This is a genomic window from Chitinophaga eiseniae (assembly GCF_900167135.1).
Lineage (GTDB): Bacteria > Bacteroidota > Bacteroidia > Chitinophagales > Chitinophagaceae > Chitinophaga > Chitinophaga eiseniae.
Genome location: NZ_FUWZ01000001.1, coordinates 240068 through 256405 on the forward strand (window position 1 = coordinate 240068; position 16338 = coordinate 256405).

21 protein-coding genes are annotated in these 16338 nt (G+C 49.1%); 13 read left to right on the forward strand and 8 right to left on the reverse strand.

What is annotated here, in order from left to right:
* Positions 1–34: 34 nt before the first annotated feature.
* Positions 35–2371 (reverse strand): TonB-dependent receptor, encoded by a 2337-nt coding sequence (locus B5D63_RS00920; RefSeq protein ID WP_078666911.1) that lies wholly within the window; start codon positions 2369–2371, stop codon positions 35–37.
* Positions 2372–2497: 126 nt separating this feature from the next.
* On the opposite strand from B5D63_RS00920, the gene B5D63_RS00925 reads away from it, so the two are divergent.
* Both B5D63_RS00925 and B5D63_RS00930 read left to right on the forward strand, forming a co-directional pair.
* The gene (locus tag B5D63_RS00925; protein WP_078668486.1) at positions 2498–3316 is read left to right on the forward strand and encodes a helix-turn-helix domain-containing protein; all 819 of its coding nucleotides are present in this window, start codon (positions 2498–2500) and stop codon (positions 3314–3316) included.
* A 97-nt stretch (positions 3317–3413) separates the two neighbouring features.
* Entirely contained in the window at positions 3414–4031 is a 618-nt protein-coding gene (locus B5D63_RS00930; RefSeq protein ID WP_078668487.1) for a class I SAM-dependent methyltransferase, read from the forward strand.
* A 41-nt stretch (positions 4032–4072) separates the two neighbouring features.
* Here B5D63_RS00930 and groL read toward each other — a convergent pair whose 3' ends face one another.
* Positions 4073–5701 carry a chaperonin GroEL gene (groL, locus tag B5D63_RS00935; protein ID WP_078666912.1) on the reverse strand — a complete coding sequence of 543 codons (1629 nt, stop codon included), beginning with the start codon at positions 5699–5701 and terminating at the stop codon, positions 4073–4075.
* 47 nt (positions 5702–5748) lie between these two features.
* On the reverse strand, positions 5749–6030 hold the full coding sequence (locus B5D63_RS00940; protein WP_078666913.1) for a co-chaperone GroES: 282 nt from the start codon (positions 6028–6030) through the stop codon (positions 5749–5751).
* Between the two features lie 277 nt (positions 6031–6307).
* Here B5D63_RS00940 and B5D63_RS00945 point away from each other — a divergent pair, with 277 nt between their 5' ends.
* From B5D63_RS00945 to B5D63_RS00975, 7 genes are all read left to right on the forward strand, one after another.
* Positions 6308–6988 carry a methyltransferase domain-containing protein gene (locus B5D63_RS00945; protein ID WP_078666914.1) on the forward strand — a complete coding sequence of 227 codons (681 nt, stop codon included), beginning with the start codon at positions 6308–6310 and terminating at the stop codon, positions 6986–6988.
* Positions 6989–7179: 191 nt separating this feature from the next.
* Positions 7180–8073 (forward strand): oxidoreductase, encoded by an 894-nt coding sequence (locus tag B5D63_RS00950; protein ID WP_078666915.1) that lies wholly within the window; start codon positions 7180–7182, stop codon positions 8071–8073.
* A gap of 61 nt (positions 8074–8134) precedes the next feature.
* The gene (locus tag B5D63_RS00955; protein WP_394333843.1) at positions 8135–8935 is read left to right on the forward strand and encodes an AraC family transcriptional regulator; all 801 of its coding nucleotides are present in this window, start codon (positions 8135–8137) and stop codon (positions 8933–8935) included.
* A 45-nt stretch (positions 8936–8980) separates the two neighbouring features.
* The gene (locus B5D63_RS00960; protein WP_235021492.1) at positions 8981–9445 is read left to right on the forward strand and encodes a helix-turn-helix domain-containing protein; all 465 of its coding nucleotides are present in this window, start codon (positions 8981–8983) and stop codon (positions 9443–9445) included.
* Between the two features lie 65 nt (positions 9446–9510).
* Complete coding sequence (locus B5D63_RS00965; protein WP_078666917.1) at positions 9511–9945, forward strand: VOC family protein; 435 nt, start codon at positions 9511–9513, stop codon at positions 9943–9945.
* Entirely contained in the window at positions 9929–10378 is a 450-nt protein-coding gene (locus B5D63_RS00970) for a DUF1569 domain-containing protein (protein ID WP_078666918.1), read from the forward strand. Before B5D63_RS00965 ends, B5D63_RS00970 begins: the two co-directional genes overlap by 17 nt.
* Positions 10379–10390: 12 nt before the next feature.
* Positions 10391–10933, forward strand: coding sequence for an alpha/beta hydrolase (locus B5D63_RS00975; protein WP_078666919.1), 543 nt, complete (start codon positions 10391–10393; stop codon positions 10931–10933).
* On the opposite strand, the gene B5D63_RS00980 is transcribed toward B5D63_RS00975, so the two are convergent.
* The 3 genes from B5D63_RS00980 to B5D63_RS35680 form a co-directional block, all read right to left on the reverse strand.
* Positions 10917–11561 (reverse strand): class I SAM-dependent methyltransferase, encoded by a 645-nt coding sequence (locus B5D63_RS00980; protein WP_078666920.1) that lies wholly within the window; start codon positions 11559–11561, stop codon positions 10917–10919. The genes B5D63_RS00975 and B5D63_RS00980 overlap by 17 nt on opposite strands.
* Positions 11562–11635: 74 nt before the next feature.
* Positions 11636–12010 carry a DUF1801 domain-containing protein gene (locus B5D63_RS00985; RefSeq protein ID WP_078666921.1) on the reverse strand — a complete coding sequence of 125 codons (375 nt, stop codon included), beginning with the start codon at positions 12008–12010 and terminating at the stop codon, positions 11636–11638.
* An 83-nt stretch (positions 12011–12093) separates the two neighbouring features.
* A complete protein-coding gene (locus tag B5D63_RS35680; RefSeq protein ID WP_078666922.1) occupies positions 12094–12348 on the reverse strand; it encodes a DUF2938 family protein in 255 nt (84 codons plus the stop codon).
* An 87-nt stretch (positions 12349–12435) separates the two neighbouring features.
* Here B5D63_RS35680 and B5D63_RS00995 point away from each other — a divergent pair, with 87 nt between their 5' ends.
* Both B5D63_RS00995 and B5D63_RS01000 read left to right on the forward strand, forming a co-directional pair.
* Positions 12436–13002 carry a Crp/Fnr family transcriptional regulator gene (locus B5D63_RS00995; RefSeq protein ID WP_078668488.1) on the forward strand — a complete coding sequence of 189 codons (567 nt, stop codon included), beginning with the start codon at positions 12436–12438 and terminating at the stop codon, positions 13000–13002.
* Between the two features lie 73 nt (positions 13003–13075).
* Entirely contained in the window at positions 13076–13894 is an 819-nt protein-coding gene (locus B5D63_RS01000; RefSeq protein WP_078666923.1) for an alpha/beta fold hydrolase, read from the forward strand.
* A gap of 7 nt (positions 13895–13901) precedes the next feature.
* On the opposite strand, the gene B5D63_RS34525 is transcribed toward B5D63_RS01000, so the two are convergent.
* The gene (locus B5D63_RS34525; protein ID WP_143312720.1) at positions 13902–14180 is read right to left on the reverse strand and encodes a DUF6929 family protein; all 279 of its coding nucleotides are present in this window, start codon (positions 14178–14180) and stop codon (positions 13902–13904) included.
* Between the two features lie 454 nt (positions 14181–14634).
* Here B5D63_RS34525 and B5D63_RS01005 point away from each other — a divergent pair, with 454 nt between their 5' ends.
* Positions 14635–15393 carry a hypothetical protein gene (locus B5D63_RS01005; protein WP_078666924.1) on the forward strand — a complete coding sequence of 253 codons (759 nt, stop codon included), beginning with the start codon at positions 14635–14637 and terminating at the stop codon, positions 15391–15393.
* Between the two features lie 69 nt (positions 15394–15462).
* On the opposite strand, the gene B5D63_RS34890 is transcribed toward B5D63_RS01005, so the two are convergent.
* Positions 15463–15627 (reverse strand): hypothetical protein, encoded by a 165-nt coding sequence (locus B5D63_RS34890; protein WP_159455847.1) that lies wholly within the window; start codon positions 15625–15627, stop codon positions 15463–15465.
* A gap of 103 nt (positions 15628–15730) precedes the next feature.
* Here B5D63_RS34890 and B5D63_RS01010 point away from each other — a divergent pair, with 103 nt between their 5' ends.
* Positions 15731–16309 (forward strand): RNA polymerase sigma factor, encoded by a 579-nt coding sequence (locus B5D63_RS01010; protein WP_078666925.1) that lies wholly within the window; start codon positions 15731–15733, stop codon positions 16307–16309.
* Positions 16310–16338 lie beyond the last annotated feature (29 nt).

A 16338-nucleotide genomic window follows, 5' to 3' on the forward strand; every position in this document is an offset into this window, starting at 1 on the left:
GCTTCAGGGCCTTTTTTCGATAGTGCTGTATGGGTTAGTAGTTAACGGTAATGCCTATATTAAATGCAGTGCCTCTTCCTTTGGAATAGAATCCCGGGATCATGAACCATTGTGACCTGGCTGGGAAATAATCTGCGTTGAACAGGTTTTCAATGCCTAGTGTCAGCATGGTGCTGCGGGTTACGCGGTAGCTGGCGTTGAAGTTAAACAGGTGGTAGGCTTTCACGATGCCTTCGTTGCCTTTGTACAATCCGCTGGGCAGTTTGTCGAAGCGGTCACGTTTCAGGATGCCGTTGTAGTGCACCTGTAATTCCAGACCGCTCAGCGGGCGATAGGCGATGCTGCTGCCTGCTTTCGGGGCGGCGATGCGGCGGCCGTTGAGGTACATCCTGTAGTCTCCGGTGCGGCCGGTATCGGCTTTGCCTTCCACATAGCTGAAAGCCAGGTTCAGGTCCACCCTGGAAACGGGCTGGTAGTGTGCTGTGGCTTCAAAACCATAGATGCGTTCAGGAGTACGGCTCACGTTAAACAGATCGGTGGCGGCATCGTACACCATTTCAGCGCCCAGTTTGGAAGTGCTGATAAAGCCGGTCAGTTCAAAGCGGAATTTTTGTGCTTTGCTGACGAAGCCCAGTTCATAGTTATTTACCAGTACTGCTTCTGTATTGATCTTGCTGATGTTGTCCACTTTGGCGTCGCGCAGGGCGAGGCCAACGTCTGTCACAGAGAAGCCTTGTGAGAAGCTGGCATAAGGCTGGAAGGCCGGGAAACGATTATAACGGACACCCACGTTGAACAGGGTAGAAGTATAAGTGAGGTCGCCGCCCTTTACAGCAAAGCTGGGCGTGATGGTTTGGCCGCTGGCGTTGGTGATACGCAGTGTGGTATAGTCATCCACGCTGATTTTCACTCTTTCCATCCGCACGCCGCCTTTCAGGATCAGGTCATCCAGCAGTCTCCACTGCGTTTCCGCAAAAGGCGCCACGTTGAACATGTTCATCTCCGGCACCCAGATACGGCCGTCTACCAGTGGCTGGGAGGTGATGTCGTTGATAAAGTCCGCACCGTAAGAGAGACTGCCCTGGCGGGTGATGGGGGAGTTGAACATAAAGCGGAAGCCTTTTTTCTTTGACAGCGTATGGGATTGACCGTCGCCGCCTTCAAAGCGTCCGAGGGATACGTAAAATACGTCGTCCCTGGATTCGTAGTAGGCGTCTGTTTGCAGGCTGGTACCGCCTATCAGGCTGTCGGCATGCCAGGACAGTTGCAGGTTATGGTTACCGTTGATGCCTGTCGGCTTCCCGGTTTGTTTACCTAATACGCCGGTGGCGGGCTGTTCGGTGAGAAAGTTGCCGTTCACCAGCGTATAGTTGGAGTGCTGCTGGCTGTTGTAATAGTTATACATCAGCTGGATGCGCTGGCGGCGGTTGGGGGCGTACCCCAGTTTCACAAAAGCGTTGTAGCTGTCGGTTTCCCCGAGGCTGTAGTTGGTGCCTACCAGTTTCCCTTTGGCATCTTTCCATTCGCCGTTGTGTTCATATACACCGCTGACAGCGTAATCGAATTTTCCGAGCTTACCATGTAATAACTGACCGATGCGTCCGCCGGTGCTGCCTTTGAGGCTGGCCAGGGAGCCGGTGAGGTTGACGGAGGTCCTGCCGGCGATGGGAGTATTGTCTTTAGGCGTAAGCGTGATGTAGTTGATCAAACCACCGGAAGCGCCGTTACCGTAGATGGCAGTGGCGCCTTTGATCACGTCGATACGTTCCAGCACGGCGGGGTCGATAGACCGCAGGTCCACTTCACCGTTACGCAAAGGGGTGGATTGCGGGATACCGTCTATCATAATGAGCACCGACCGGCCACGGAGGGACTGTCCCACGTTACTGTTGGTTTGTGCCGACGGTGCGAGGCCGGGCACTTCATTGGCGAGTATCTGGGTGATGTCGGAAGTGACGGCAAGGTTGTCTTCCAGCGTTTTGCGGGTGAGGACGGTCACGGAAGAAGGTACATTGTCCAGTGATTCCGGTTTGCGGCTGGCAGATACGATCACTTCGCCGAGGGCGCGGGAAGATTGTTCCAGCATCCAGTCGGCCGTTGTCTGTCCTGCGGTAAAAGACCGCGTTTGTGATGTATAGCCCATCAGGCTGACCGTCAGTGAAAATGTGTCCGGCCGGTTGATGGAAAGCGAATATTTCCCGTCTTTATCTGTGAAGGTGGCTGTTTTCGCGCCGTTGACCCTGATAGTGGCATGCCTGAGCGGTCCTTCGGAAGATTGCACAGTACCGCTGATACTGGTTTGCGCTACTGTAGTCATGGTGACCAGGCTGAGAAAAAATCCTGTGACAGCGACTTTAAATGAAGTGATCATGGTTGGATGTCGAAATTTGTGCAAAATTATCTTGCTAAATTGACGATGGTTAATCGAATCGGGAATTTCTTTTTGTCCGGAAGAAAAAAAATCGGATGTAGGAAATCATTAATTTGAATGCGCGATATGAAAAGTATTCCGGTTAGAAATATCCGGCGTGGTCATCCCCGGGACTTTGGTATACAGGATCTGTCGGAGATGATGGCTGGTAAAGGCATGGTGCAGGAACTGCACCGGCACGACTTTTTTTATGTGCTTGCACTGGAGAAAGGTGCGGGAGCGCATGAAATAGATTTTGTTCCCTATGTAGCGGGGAGCCATGCCGTCTATTTCCTGCGCCCCGGCCAGGTGCATCAGCTCCGGCTGAAAGCCGGAAGCACCGGTTTTATGATGCAGTTTACAGCTGGTTTTTGTCATCATACACAGCTGCTGCGCAAGGTAGGAGCTGTCAACGCCTACGTGGATAAAGAGGGGAGCGTTCTGCGGGTGTTGGCGGACATCTTCCGGGAGTACCAACAGCAGCAGGCGCAATACCGGGAGGTGATCCAGGCCTCGTTGCACATATTTTTGATAACATTACTACGATTGCAGCAACAGCCGGCAGTGGATAACGCCCATACCTATACGCAGGAAAGACTGGAGGCATTGCTGGACCTGCTGGAAACGCATATCCACACGCAAAAGAGAGCGTCGCAGTATGCGGCGATGCTGCATCTGTCGCTGTATCAGCTTAATACCGTCACCCGGGCGGCGTTGGGTAAAACCGTGTCGGAACTGATCAACGGGCAGATCATACTGGAAGCCAAAAGACAGCTGCTGGCCACTACGGCGCAGGTAAGCCGGATAGCGGAGCTGCTGGGCTATGAAGATGTTTCTTACTTTATCCGCTTCTTTAAAAAACAGACAGGGGTTACGCCGGAAGTATTCAGGAGGCATCATAGTTGACGTACCCGGTAATAATTTAACCGCTGTTCTGTTGAATCCCACTTTTGTCCTGTTCTTTTCCTGGCAGCACCTGGTAACTTTGGAGAAAACAATCATCATGAAAGAGAAATGGGATGAAAGATATCAACAGGAGGGATTCGCCTATGGAAAAGAACCCAATGAGTTTTTCCGGGAATGGCTGCCGAAGTTCACGCCGGGCGCCATACTGATGCCGGCCGACGGAGAGGGCCGCAACGGCGTATTCGCGGCGCAACAGGGCTGGAAGGTCACCTCTTTTGACCAGAGCGATACCGCAAAGATAAAAGCCACCCAACTGGCAGCAGAACGGCAGGTATTCCTTCATTACATTGTCGGCAACCTGGAAGACCTTCGTTTTGAAGAATCTTCCTTCGACGCCATAGGCCTGATATACGCCCACTTTGCAGGCGATAAAAAGGCACAGTTCCACCGCCAGCTGGATACTTATCTCAAACCGGGCGGTATCATTATCTTTGAGGCATTCAGTAAGAATCACCTTAGCTTTAAGAAAGCCAATCCCCGCGTGGGCGGCCCTGAAGCGATGGCTGACCTGTATTCAAAAGAAGAGATCAACGCAGATTTCGGAAATTATGATATCCTGTGGCTGATCGAAGAAGAGGTATTGTTGAATGAAGGGAGTTTTCATGCAGGAAGAGGGGCTGTTATCCGGTTTGTGGGGCGGAAGAAAAACGTATAGGCGGTACCGGAGGGACGACTCCCCCCGGTACCTTTTGTAAATTAATAGTCCATGCCTCCCATGCCTGCAGGGGCGGTGGCAGGAGCTTCTTTCTTCGGTTTGTCGGCCACCACGCATTCGGTGGTGAGTAACATTCCGGCGATAGAAGCTGCATTTTCAAGTGCAATGCGGGTTACTTTGGCGGGGTCGATAACGCCTGCCTGTAGTAACGGTTCATATTGTTCTGTCCGGGCGTTAAAGCCGTAGTCGCCCTGGCCTTCCCTGATTTTCTGTACTACTACGCTGCCCTCTATGCCGCAGTTGGACACAATCTGGCGCAGGGGTTCTTCCACTGCTCTTTTCACCAGGGTGATGCCTGTGTTTTCATCAGCGTTCAGTCCCTTTAAGTCCGGCAGGGCCGCCACCGCACGTACATAGGCCACCCCGCCGCCGGGTACTATGCCTTCTTCTATCGCTGCACGGGTGGCGTGGAGGGCGTCGTCCACCCGGTCTTTTTTCTCTTTCATTTCCACTTCTGTAGTAGCGCCTACATACAGTACGGCTACGCCGCCGCTGAGCTTCGCCAGCCTTTCCTGTAGTTTCTCTTTGTCATAAGTGGAAGTAGTAGTGCTGAGTTGTGCTCTTATCTGGGCGATACGGCCATCGATATCTTCTTTGTTGCCATGGCCGCCCACAATGGTGGTATTGTCTTTGGTGATGATCACGGAAGAAGCGGTGCCGAGGTGGCTAAGGTCGGCGTTTTCCAGCTTATAGCCCTGCTCTTCGCTGATCACCGTGCCTTTGGTGAGGATAGCGATGTCCGCAAGCAGGTCTTTTCTTCTGTCGCCGAAGCCGGGCGCTTTAACGGCGGCTATTTTGAGTGTGCCACGGAGTCTGTTGACCACCAACGTGGCCAGTGCTTCCCCTTCCAGGTCTTCTGCGATGATGAGCAGCGGTCTTCCGCTCTGGGCGGTCTTTTCCAGGAGATGGAGGATGTCTTTCATCACGCTGATTTTTTTATCGCAGATGAGAATGTAGGGATTGTCCAGCTCGGCTTGCATTTTTTCCGGGTTCGTTACGAAGTAGGGAGAGAGGTAGCCCCGGTCGAACTGCATCCCTTCCACTACCTCCACGGTAGTGTCGGTGCCTTTGGCTTCTTCTACCGTGATGACGCCTTCTTTGCCTACTTTACCGAAGGCTTCGGCTATCAGTTTGCCGATCGTATCGTCGTTGTTGGCGGAAAGTGCGGCTACCTGGCGGATCTTTTCTCCGGTATGTCCTACCGGCTGCGCTTGCGTCTGCAGGTTGGTCACAATGGCGTCCACCGCTTTGTCGATGCCGCGTTTCAGGTCCATCGGGTTAGCGCCGGCGGCCACATTTTTAAGGCCTTCGCCGATGATGGCCTGTGCCAGCACGGTAGCTGTGGTGGTGCCATCGCCTGCGATATCGGCTGTTTTGGAGGCGACTTCTTTAATCATCTGGGCGCCCATGTTTTCAATCGGGTCTTCCAGCTCTATTTCTTTGGCTACACTAACGCCGTCCTTCGTGATGTGGGAGGCGCCGAATTTCTTTTCCAGCACTACGTTACGGCCTTTGGGGCCCAGTGTAACCTTCACGGCGTTGGCCAGGGTGTCAACGCCTTTCTTCATTTTGTTTCTTGCTTCAAGATCAAAGAAAAGTTGCTTTGCCATAGGATTGTTCTTTTAAAAAATGAAAGCGTACAGATAAAAAAAGTGGATTAAATAATGGCGAGGATATCGGACTCGCGCATAATGAGGAGGTCTTCATTCCCAATACGGACTTCCGTTCCGGCATACTTGCCGTAAAGGACCGTGTCGCCCGCTTTAACAGTTACAGGTTCATCTTTTTTCCCGGGACCTGCAGCAACAATGACGCCGCGTTGTGGTTTTTCTTTGGCGGTATCGGGAATGATAATACCACCGCTGGTTTTTTCTTCTGTCTGTGAGGGCCGGATGATGACCCTGTCATGAAGTGGAGTGGCCGTTAAATTGTTTGCCATAGTGTTGATGATTTTGAATTTAAGGTTAAACACAAAGTCACTTGATTAAGGTGTCGCAATCTTGACGGTGCTTGCTTATAAAAAGGCGTTTTCAATCCGTATGCCAGCGGGAAAGTTGATTACATTTTGTCATTTTTCTTGAAAAAATGACAAGTGGGAATTTGAAAATTTGTCATGCAGATAGCCTGTGGTCTTGTGTTTTATCGATCTGACCATTAAAATTTAAGTGCATGATTTTTAAGATTTTATAGCGGGATTTTTTATACATTACACGTACATGAAATTACTGTCATCATCCGCATTGATCTGGTCGCCGGTAGTGGCCAACAACCGTATGAACCGGAAACGGCAGGCCAGCGGTATCAACAGCTATGAGAAAGAACTGCATTTCAAACCGGAGGACTGGCTGAATGACTGTCGGCAGCAAAACGGACAAGCCGCCTGGCTGGACCTCTGCTGCGGTGAAGGCAATGCGTTGCTGCAATACGCCCGGGAAGTCGTCGCTAACGGCCAACAAGCCAATGTGCGGCTGAAAGGTATTGACCTGGTGGACCAGTTCCAGCCAGCGCCGGCGGAAGTTGACTGCGTAATGTTTGAAACCCGCCCGCTGGACGACTGGAACAGCGATGAACAGTACGACCTCGTTACCTGTATACACGGTTTACATTATGTGGGAGATAAACTCAAAGTGCTGGCGGCAGCCCTGAAAGCTGTTAACAGCAAGGGACTTTTCATGGCCAACCTCGACCTGAAAAGCATCCGCATAACTGGCGATGACCAGCATCAATACCTGAAAAAAATATTCGCTGAGCATGACATCTCCTATAATGGCAGAAGAAAAATCATTAGCTGCAAGGGCACGCGGGAGCTCCGTTTTGAGGTAGTTTACCAGGGAGCGGATGATCAGGCCGGGCCTAATTATACCGGACAGGAAGCCGTGGATTCGTATTATTTATAATTATATTTATAAATTATTAAAATTAATCGATTTAATTTATTGTCTTCTGTCCAATCTGGCCATAAACCCTTTTTTAACCCACTTATGGCCAAATTGCCCTGAGCTTTTCAACAAACCATCTTTGAGCCGTGCAACAAAGCCACGGGTTTCACGCCGGTGTACCTTTGGTGTATCATCAAAAGGAAAAAAAAATGCAAAAAGTATGGTTTATAACCGGCAGCTCCCGCGGACTGGGCCGGAGCCTCACAGAGGCAGTATTACAGCAGGGCGATAAAGTAGCTGCTACAGCGCGCAACATCGCTCAGCTGAACGATTTATTACAACAATACGGCGATCAGATATTGCCCCTGGCACTGGATGTGACAGACTATAAAAAAGTACATACGGCGGTAGCTGCGGCGGTGCAGCGTTTTGGCCGTATCGACGTACTGGTGAACAATGCCGGCTTTGGCATTATCGGCGCGGCGGAAGCGTATACGGAAGAGCAAGTGCGCAGCCAGCTGGAAACAAATCTGTATGCGCCTATTGAAATCACCCGGGCGGTGCTGCCTTATATGCGGCAGCAGGGCGGCGGCCGGATATTACAGATCAGCTCTATCGGCGGCAGGGTAGGCAATGCCGGCCTCACCATGTACCAGGCGGCTAAATTCGGGCTGAGCGGTTTTACGGAAGCGCTGGCCAAAGAAACGGCGCCGCTGGGTATTTATGTCACCAGCGTGGAACCGGGCGGTTTCCGCACGGACTGGGCAGGCGCTTCTATGACCTATGCTCCCGAAATAGCAGCCTATGAGATGGTGAAACAGCGGGTCGACTACCTCAAAGAAGGCAAATTTATCCCGGTGGGAGATCCTTCCAAAGCGGCCAGAGCGATGGTAGCGCTGGTGCAACACCCCGCTCCGCCGGTACACCTGGTGCTGGGCAGCGAAGCCATCGGGCTTTTGAGAAACGCCGATAAGATGCGGCAGGCTGAGATGGAAGAATGGCTGCCGGTAAGCCTCTCCACCGACCACGAAGAGGCGGCGTCATTTATCGATTCCCCCCTGGGCCGGTGGGCTACCCAGGACGTCCAACGCAAAGCAAATTAAACAGACGGGGCAGACGGTATCCACATGCCGTCTGCTTTTTGTAATTTTAGCTATGACCGATTTGAAGACAAATCCATCCCGTATCGCCTACTCCTGCTATTATGCCAGGACAAGGGACGGAGAGCAGTTTGTACAGGAGCACGTATTCAGCTACCAGGTAACCGGCCGGCTGACGCTGAGCAACGCAGACAAAACCTATGTTTTTAACGAAGGAGACCTACGGCTGATCCGGCGTAACCAGCTGGTGAAATTTATAAAGGAACCGCTGAATGATGGCGTTTTTAAAACAATATCCGTTTACCTCGACCAGGAAGTGTTGAAGAGTTTTAGCCTGGAATATGGCTACCAGGCGGAAACCGGTGGCAATACAGGGGAGGCGGTATTGAAATTAAAGACAGCGCCGCTGTGTAAAAGTTTCCTGGATTCATTGCTGCCCTACGTACAGGGGGATCAGCTGATCAACGAGGACCTGCAGCGGTTAAAGCAACGGGAGGCGATCATGGTGCTGTTGCAGGCCCAGCCGGAACTGAAGAATGTGCTGTTCGACTTCCGGGAGCCGGGGAAGATAGACCTGGAAGAGTTCATGAACAGAAACTTTCATTTTAATGTGCAGCTAAAGCGGTTCGCCTACCTTACCGGACGCAGTCTTGCAACGTTTAAGCGGGATTTTGAGCATATTTTCCACACGTCGCCCAGCCGCTGGCTGCTGCAGCGGCGCCTGCAGGAGGCACATTTCCTGATAAGGGAGAAAGGGAAGGCGCCATCTGACGTATACCTGGAGACGGGGTTTGAAGACCTGTCCCATTTTTCCTTTGCTTTTAAGAAGATGTACGGAGTAGCGCCTTCCAGGCTGGTAAGTTGAGGCCATATCGCAGTATTGTCGTATATTCGGATAGCTGTGAACGTTATGAGCAATACCGGTAAAAATATAGAAGACAAAACAATGGTGGTCCCGGAGTACCCCCGGGTGTACCTGTATATCCGTATCGTTCAGGCGAAACTGTTTATTGACAATCATTATGCGGACGAAATAGACCTGGAGAACATTGCTGATGAAGCTTATTTCTCGCGGTTCCACTTCATCCGGCTTTTTAAGTCGGCCTATGGCAAAACACCCCATCAATACCTGAAATCCGTCAGGATCGAAAAAGCCGAGCAGCTGTTAAAAGAAGGCAAAACAGTGGCAGAAGCCTGTTTTTCCGTGGGTTTTCAAAGCCTGACCACCTTCAGCGGCCTCTTTAAAAAAATAGTGGGAGAATCTCCCTCTTCCTACGCCGCCCGCCATAAAGAGATGAAAAAGCAAATCAGTGAGAAGCCCCTGGCGTTTGTGCCTTCCTGTTATGCCTACCAGCACGGCTGGCTGGAAAAATAGCAATTTTGAAGAGGTGAATAACTACGTAGTTGCAGATCTTTGTTTCAACAACAAAAACAAAGACTATGATTACAAAAATGACCATCACCAACATTCACGTACTGGACCAGGACAGTGCCTATGATTTCTATGTAAACAAACTCGGATTTAAGCTGGTAGACGATATTCCGATGGGACCAGACACCCGCTGGCTGACCGTGTCGCCTCCTGAACAGCCCGACCTGCAACTGGTGCTCTTCCCGGTAAAAGTAAGTAAGATGTTTCCCCAGGAAACAGCAGACATGCTGATCACCCTGATAAAACAGGGCGTATTCGGCTGTGGCGTGCTTACCTGTAAAGACATTTTTGCCACCTATGAAGAGCTGAAAACGAAAGGCGTCGAATTTATGAAGCCTCCCACCAAAGAGTTTTACGGTACTGAAGCCCTGTTTAAAGATGATTCCGGTAACTATTTTTCTTTACAAAGCATTGATAATTTTAGCCATGAAAACGATATTTAATGGTCCCGTGAGAGCGGAACTCATCAACAGGATCAGTGCGCTCAACGAGCACAGCAGCCGTCAATGGGGCAAAATGGATGTCTGGCAGATGACCAAACACTGCAGCCAATGGTTTGAATGGATCATCGGAAAGCACCAGACGGTCTACAAACAGGAATTCCTGGGAAAAATATTCGGGAAAATGGCGTTGAAGAGCAATACCAAAGATGACCGGCCCATGCAGAAAAATATGCCCGCCGGAAAACAGGTGGTCAAGCAAAAAGGTGGTGATGTGGAACAACAAAAACAGGTATGGATCGGCTTGATCAAAGAGTGCGAACACTATTCAAACCCTGCTTTTATCCACGATTTCTTTGGTAAAATGACAAAGGAGCAGATCGGTGTTTTTGCCTATAAACACGCGGACCATCATTTAAGACAATTCGGCGTTTAAACTTTCACAGACATGCAGGTAATATTTATCCAGGGCGCCGGTGAAGGTGCTTATGAATGGGACCAGCCGCTGGTGCAATCGCTGCAACAACAGCTGCAGGCGGGTATTAGCTTTCACTATCCGCCGATGCCGCAGGAGGAAGCGCCCGGCTACCAGTTATGGAAAACCGCGATCCTGCAGGAGCTGGAAGCAGGTGAAGCCCCCCTGGTACTGATCGGGCATTCCCTTGGCGGTTCTGTACTGTTAAAGTTGTTGTCTGAAGAAAAGGTACAAAAAAAGATAAGAGCGCTTTTTCTGGTCTCCGTCCCTTTTTGGGGAGAAGCGGAATGGCAGTCGCCCGAATTTATGCTGAAGGATGATTTTGCAAAGCGCCTGCCCGCTATAGATCCTGTTTTTATCTATCATGCGGAAGATGATGAAGTGGTGGATTTCGCACATCATCAACGTTATGCTGCCAGCCTGCCCCGGGCCGTTGTGAGAACATTCAGACAGGGAGGCCATGAAATGGTGGCCGCAGCGAAAACATTGTCAGACGATATCAATCAGCTTCGCTGATCACCTGGCTGCTTTTGCTGCATTTTACAAGGTAGAACGGATAATTTTCGCTCACTTCCATGATCTCTACCAGCCCTGCGTGGTCAAATTCAGCATGGACCGATTCCAGGTCATAGAAGAACATCTTTACGCCGCCAAACATTTCGTAGCGGTTTTTGCCGATGAGCGTGCCCTGGCCGTAGGTATGCGCTGCTTTCGAAATCATGGTAAAAACCATATAGCCGTTTGCTGATAACTGCTGATAACAGTCGCTGATCAGTTTTTTTCTTTCTTCGCCATCCAGCAGATGGATGAGGGCGTAGCAAAAGATACCGTCATATTTAACGTCGTCGAAAGGCATTGCGGTAACAGAGCCGTGATGGATGATCATGTCGTTGCCGTAGTGTTTCCGCGCCATCTCAATCGCCGTTTGAGAAATCTCGATGCCCGTTACGCTCATGCCTTTGTCTTTGAATATTTGTGCATTCCGGCCGTACCCGATACCGGGGATGAGTACTTTTTTTACACCTTTTTCAACGAAAAAGTCGTTGGTCAATATGGCGGAATGAGAAGGCTCAAAGCCCCACATTTCCTGCTTTTCTGTAAAGGCGGCTTCCCAGAATTCGGGTTTTTCATTTTCCTGCTGCATGGTGAAGAATTAGAATTTGCAACAAAGTTACAAAAAATGCGCCCCCTGTCGGAGAAAATAAAAAGGGGAGTGCTTTAAGAGCGGCCCTTAGTAGCGATAACGCCGGTTTTGTAGAGATTGACCGCCTGCCGGACAATCGCTTTGATTCTTTTGACAGGCAGGTCTTTGGCGGGGTCCAGCAGCATCATCTTCATCCGGGAGCGTTTTTCCTGTATCAGATAGGACTGGGAGAAGTGTTTGCCCTCCACAATACCGATATATGGCTGTAGCTGCTTTTTATGCGTCCACAGGTAGCAGAACATTCTGCCCCGGTAGCAGAAGAAAGGCATGCCGTATTTTAGTTCGTTCACAATTTCCGGGTCTACCGACAGGATAATATCTTTTAACGCCAGGAATATTTCCTGGATAGGTTCTTCCTGCCGGAGATAAAAACTATCGATTGCTTTCATGGCTGCTTCACTGTTAGAGTGCTTTCTGTCTGATATGCTTTGATGTCAGCCATAAAGGTACATAGTAAGCCGGACCCGGCCCGCTATTTTATGCACAAACTCAGTAACAGTGCCGCCAGGTACAGCCCTATTCCGTAAACGGTGTGGGTTTTCAGGCTTCTCATCCTCGCTACGGCGGAATTGGGGGTTTTCGAGGCGGCTACCCCGAAACCAAAGGCAGGCTGCATCATAAACCAGGGAGCGACGGTCGTCAGTATGCCTATCGCCAGCGGCGGCCCGATAGTAGGGCGGTAGGTGCGGTGATAATCGAGGTTATTCTTTGCATCTATTGCGGTGATTAACCTGCTATTCTGTACACTTTCTGTGAAGAATAAGCCTGTGGTGCTGTTGGAAGTTGCCTATATTTGAATATCAGCGAGGATTTTATGGAACACTACGGATACTTCAGGCAATTTCACGATATCAGTCTGGCAGATTATCATCTGCTGACAGACAACCTCCAGTCCCGCTCCTTTAAAAAAGGAACAGCTATAGTAGTGCCCGGGCAGGTGCAGCGGGACCTTTATTTCGTCAAAAGCGGGGTACAGATGGCTTATTTGGAAGCCGATGATAAAACTTACGTCATCGACTTTAGTTATGCACCGGCGCTGTGTGCTATCGCGGAATCTTTTTCCTTCCAGGCGCCTTCCAAATACTTTTTAACCTGCCTGACAGACACTGAAATGGCCTGCCTCCCTCATGCGCAGCTGCAACAGTTGCTGGACCAGTCGCGGTCTGTAGAAAGACTCTTCCGGCGAATGATCGAGCGTATGCTAGCGGATATGGTAGACATGCATATTAATCTCCGCGCCATGACCATCGAAGAACGGTACCGGGCTTTTTGCAGTAAAAGCCCTGAGCTGCTGCATTTGGTGCCACATAAATACATCGCCTCCTACCTCGGCATAGACCCGACGAATTTCAGCAAACTGTTTAACCAGGTGAGATTTTGATGTTGATATTGGTATATACCAACATTGGTCTACCTGTTGCTTCCGATTTTTACAATCATTAAATACAAATGCGATGATGACTGTAAAAAATGATGGAAATTATGCCGATGTCAACGGATTGAAAATGTATTACGAAGTACATGGCCAGGGTAGACCGTTGCTGTTATTGCCCGGCGCGGTTTCCGGCGTGGGCACGGCCTTCGGCTGCTTAATCCCGCTGCTGGCGGCAGACAGACAAGTGATAGCCGTCGAATTTCAGGGCTACGGGCATACGGCCGACATCCCGGACCGTCCGCTTTCTTTCGAACAGCTGGCGGATGATGTGATAGCATTGCTGCAACTACTGGCTATCAGGGAAGCCGATTTTTTCGGTTATAGCACCGGCGCCGGCGTAGCGTTGCAGATTGCTATGCGTCAGCCGTCGCTGGTTGGTAAACTGATCCTGGCTTCCTGCACGTTCAACAGCAGCGGCCGCCATCCTGCACTCAGCGGCCTGGAATCCCTGCTGACCGCCGAAGGCATGAAAGGTACTCCCTATGAAGCGGAATATCTCAGCACCGCGCCGCGGCCGGAAGACTGGTCAGGCCACCTGAAGAAGGTGGCAGCCTTCAACAAAAAAATACAGGAATGGCCTGTCGATGCCATCCGGAATATACAGGCGCCCGCATTGATTATTGCAGGCGATGCAGATATCGTTCAGCCGGAGCATGCAGTGGCGTTATTCAGGCTGTTGGGCGGCGGCAGTCTCGGTGAACTGTCAATGCCCGCTTCCCGGCTGGCAATATTACCCGGCACCATGCATACTGCGCTGACAACAAAAACGGATTTGCTGATGGCGATAATTCCAGATTTCCTGGGAGGCCATATCTCCCTGATAACAGCGAGCGCTTAATAATAATTTAAACCCCTGCTTTCCCTACATTCTCTATTTTGCACTCTGCCATTAACACCCGCCCGGAGATGCAATATTCAGCATGTAATACCAATGAACTGCTGCACCAGGTACGCTTAGGAAACAGCGTTACTGTATTGATTTCATGATAATTACTATCCAGCACCAACAGTTGATTGGCGTCGTCGCCGATAACGTACAGAAGCCCGTCGTGGTAGTTGACAGCGGAGCCGGAAAGGTAATGAGGGAACAACAACGTCTTTAATAAGGTGATGATTGCTTTCAAAATTAATCGGGTTAAGGTTTTAAATACTATGCCGAATGTAACGCAGTACTAATTTTTTTAGTGGCGATGGTAATAACATCTCATTAACAAATAGAGATAAATCCAATTGCTTTCGATTTCGTTTCTAAGTTAACCAAAGTATCAAAAAGATAATATGGATTTTGATCTGATACATAATTTCAGCTGTGCTAAAAACAGTGTAACCGTTAAAGAGCGTGCTTTCAGGTGTCGGCGATGTGAAATCTGATGTAGTACAGATGTAATATTTATAAGAGCACCTACCAAAGGAAAAGCCGCACTTCTTTCAAAGAGTTGCGGCTTTTCCATGTGTCCGGGAAAAAAGTGTTGCACCTAATATTAAATAGCTTTATGACTGAAATGATCATTCGCATTTAAGTTATTAGTTGTTAATATGTTTCGTGTCGTGATAGTAATAACCGCATAAATTATTTTTATGAATAACGATTGGTTAGCAAAGGCAGCTAATGTAGGTGCTATAATTGGTATTCCCGGTTCAATTGTTTCCTTCTACGTTGATGCGGCGCCAGAGGTTTCCTATTCAGTAACATCAGTAGCCGCCATCCTGGCAATGGGTTTTTGTTATAGGATAGTGAAAGATAAAGATGCTCTGGGTTTGATCTGGAGGCATCCTTCTTATAAGATGGATTTTGAATTGTTAGCCAATTACACAAGGATAGATATCATTTCTGAAGATTCAATGCAAGCAAAATATACTTGTACTCATACCTTTAAGTGCAGGAAGCATTCGGCGAATGTTTATTATTTCCGTGTTTTTCCCGGCGATAACTTTTCAAACATACAAGTGTCTTGTGGCAGGATTATAGCTATCAACAATGTTGCCGCAGGTAAAGATATTTTTGTTGAATTTGATGCGCCCTGCAGGGTCGATGAAACTAAATCTGTGACGCTGACCGCAGACACGACTAATGTATTTCCTGCAACAGAAGAGTTTTGGATATCGCAAAAATACTATTACGGTAATAGCACAAACTATAAAATCGAAGTTTTCTTTCATCAAAAACGTCCTCCGATAACTCATAAAGCTGAAATTATTGTAAATGAGGATTACAATAATGTAGTCAAACCCAGGCAGCTTCCTTCATTACGAATAGTGAACGGTGGTGCGGTACTGTCCTGCGAAAGTTCAGATTTACAGGATAATTCCAAGCTCAAATTATCCTGGTCATGGTAGAACTATCTGTTGAAAGCGATAGGTTTAACACCTGTTTTTGTTGAGATAATTAATAATCGATACTTCTCGCTAACGCTTCTGTTTGTGTAAGGCAGCTTTGTAATGCAGTAATTTAGCTTTTATCGTATCGATGGTGCCGGCTGTCAGTGGCCGCCGGAAAGAAGGGCTCCCATTGTTTACTGCTTCAATGATGGCTTGTGCTGCTTTTACAGGAAGTACGAAAGCATTAGCCATAGGCCGGTTATTGTACGGACGGGATAAATTAATAATAAGATAATCTCCGGTATGCTATGCCTGCAATGCTGATTATATCTTTGCGTCCGCAAGGTAATTTGTCATGGATAGAAATATTTTAAATGATGCCGCCTTATGGCAACAGGTAAAACGGGGAGATACAGCGTCGTTTTCGTGTTTGTTTGAACGGTATTGGGAGGAGATGTTTTCCATGGCTTACCGCAGGCTGGCCGATGAGGCAACAGCCAAAGATTTTGTGCAGAATATCTTTATTCACGCCTGGGAAAACCGGCAGCAAATAACCGTAGAAGATAAGTTAAGCCCCTATTTATTTACCGCTTTAAAATACAGTGTTATCCGGCATATTTACCGGGAAGCCAAACAGGGCACCACAGATTTACCATTATCTGTTTACAGCCTGCCTGATGAAACGGAGCAGAGAAAACAGGATCATTACGAATTTGATACATTGAAAGAAAAAGTTCAGTGGGAAATCGCTGCTATGCCGGATAAGATGCGGGAGGTGTTTATCCTCAGCTATGAAAAGGAGCTATCCGTCAGGGAGATAGCGCTGCGACTGTCTCTTTCGGAGCAGACGGTCAAAAATCAGGTCCACAACGCCCTCAAACGACTCCGCTTACGACTGCAGAGCCAGTCGGTTTACCTGCCTTTTATCCTGTAACCAGGCTCCTTTGCGGTGTTTACAATTTG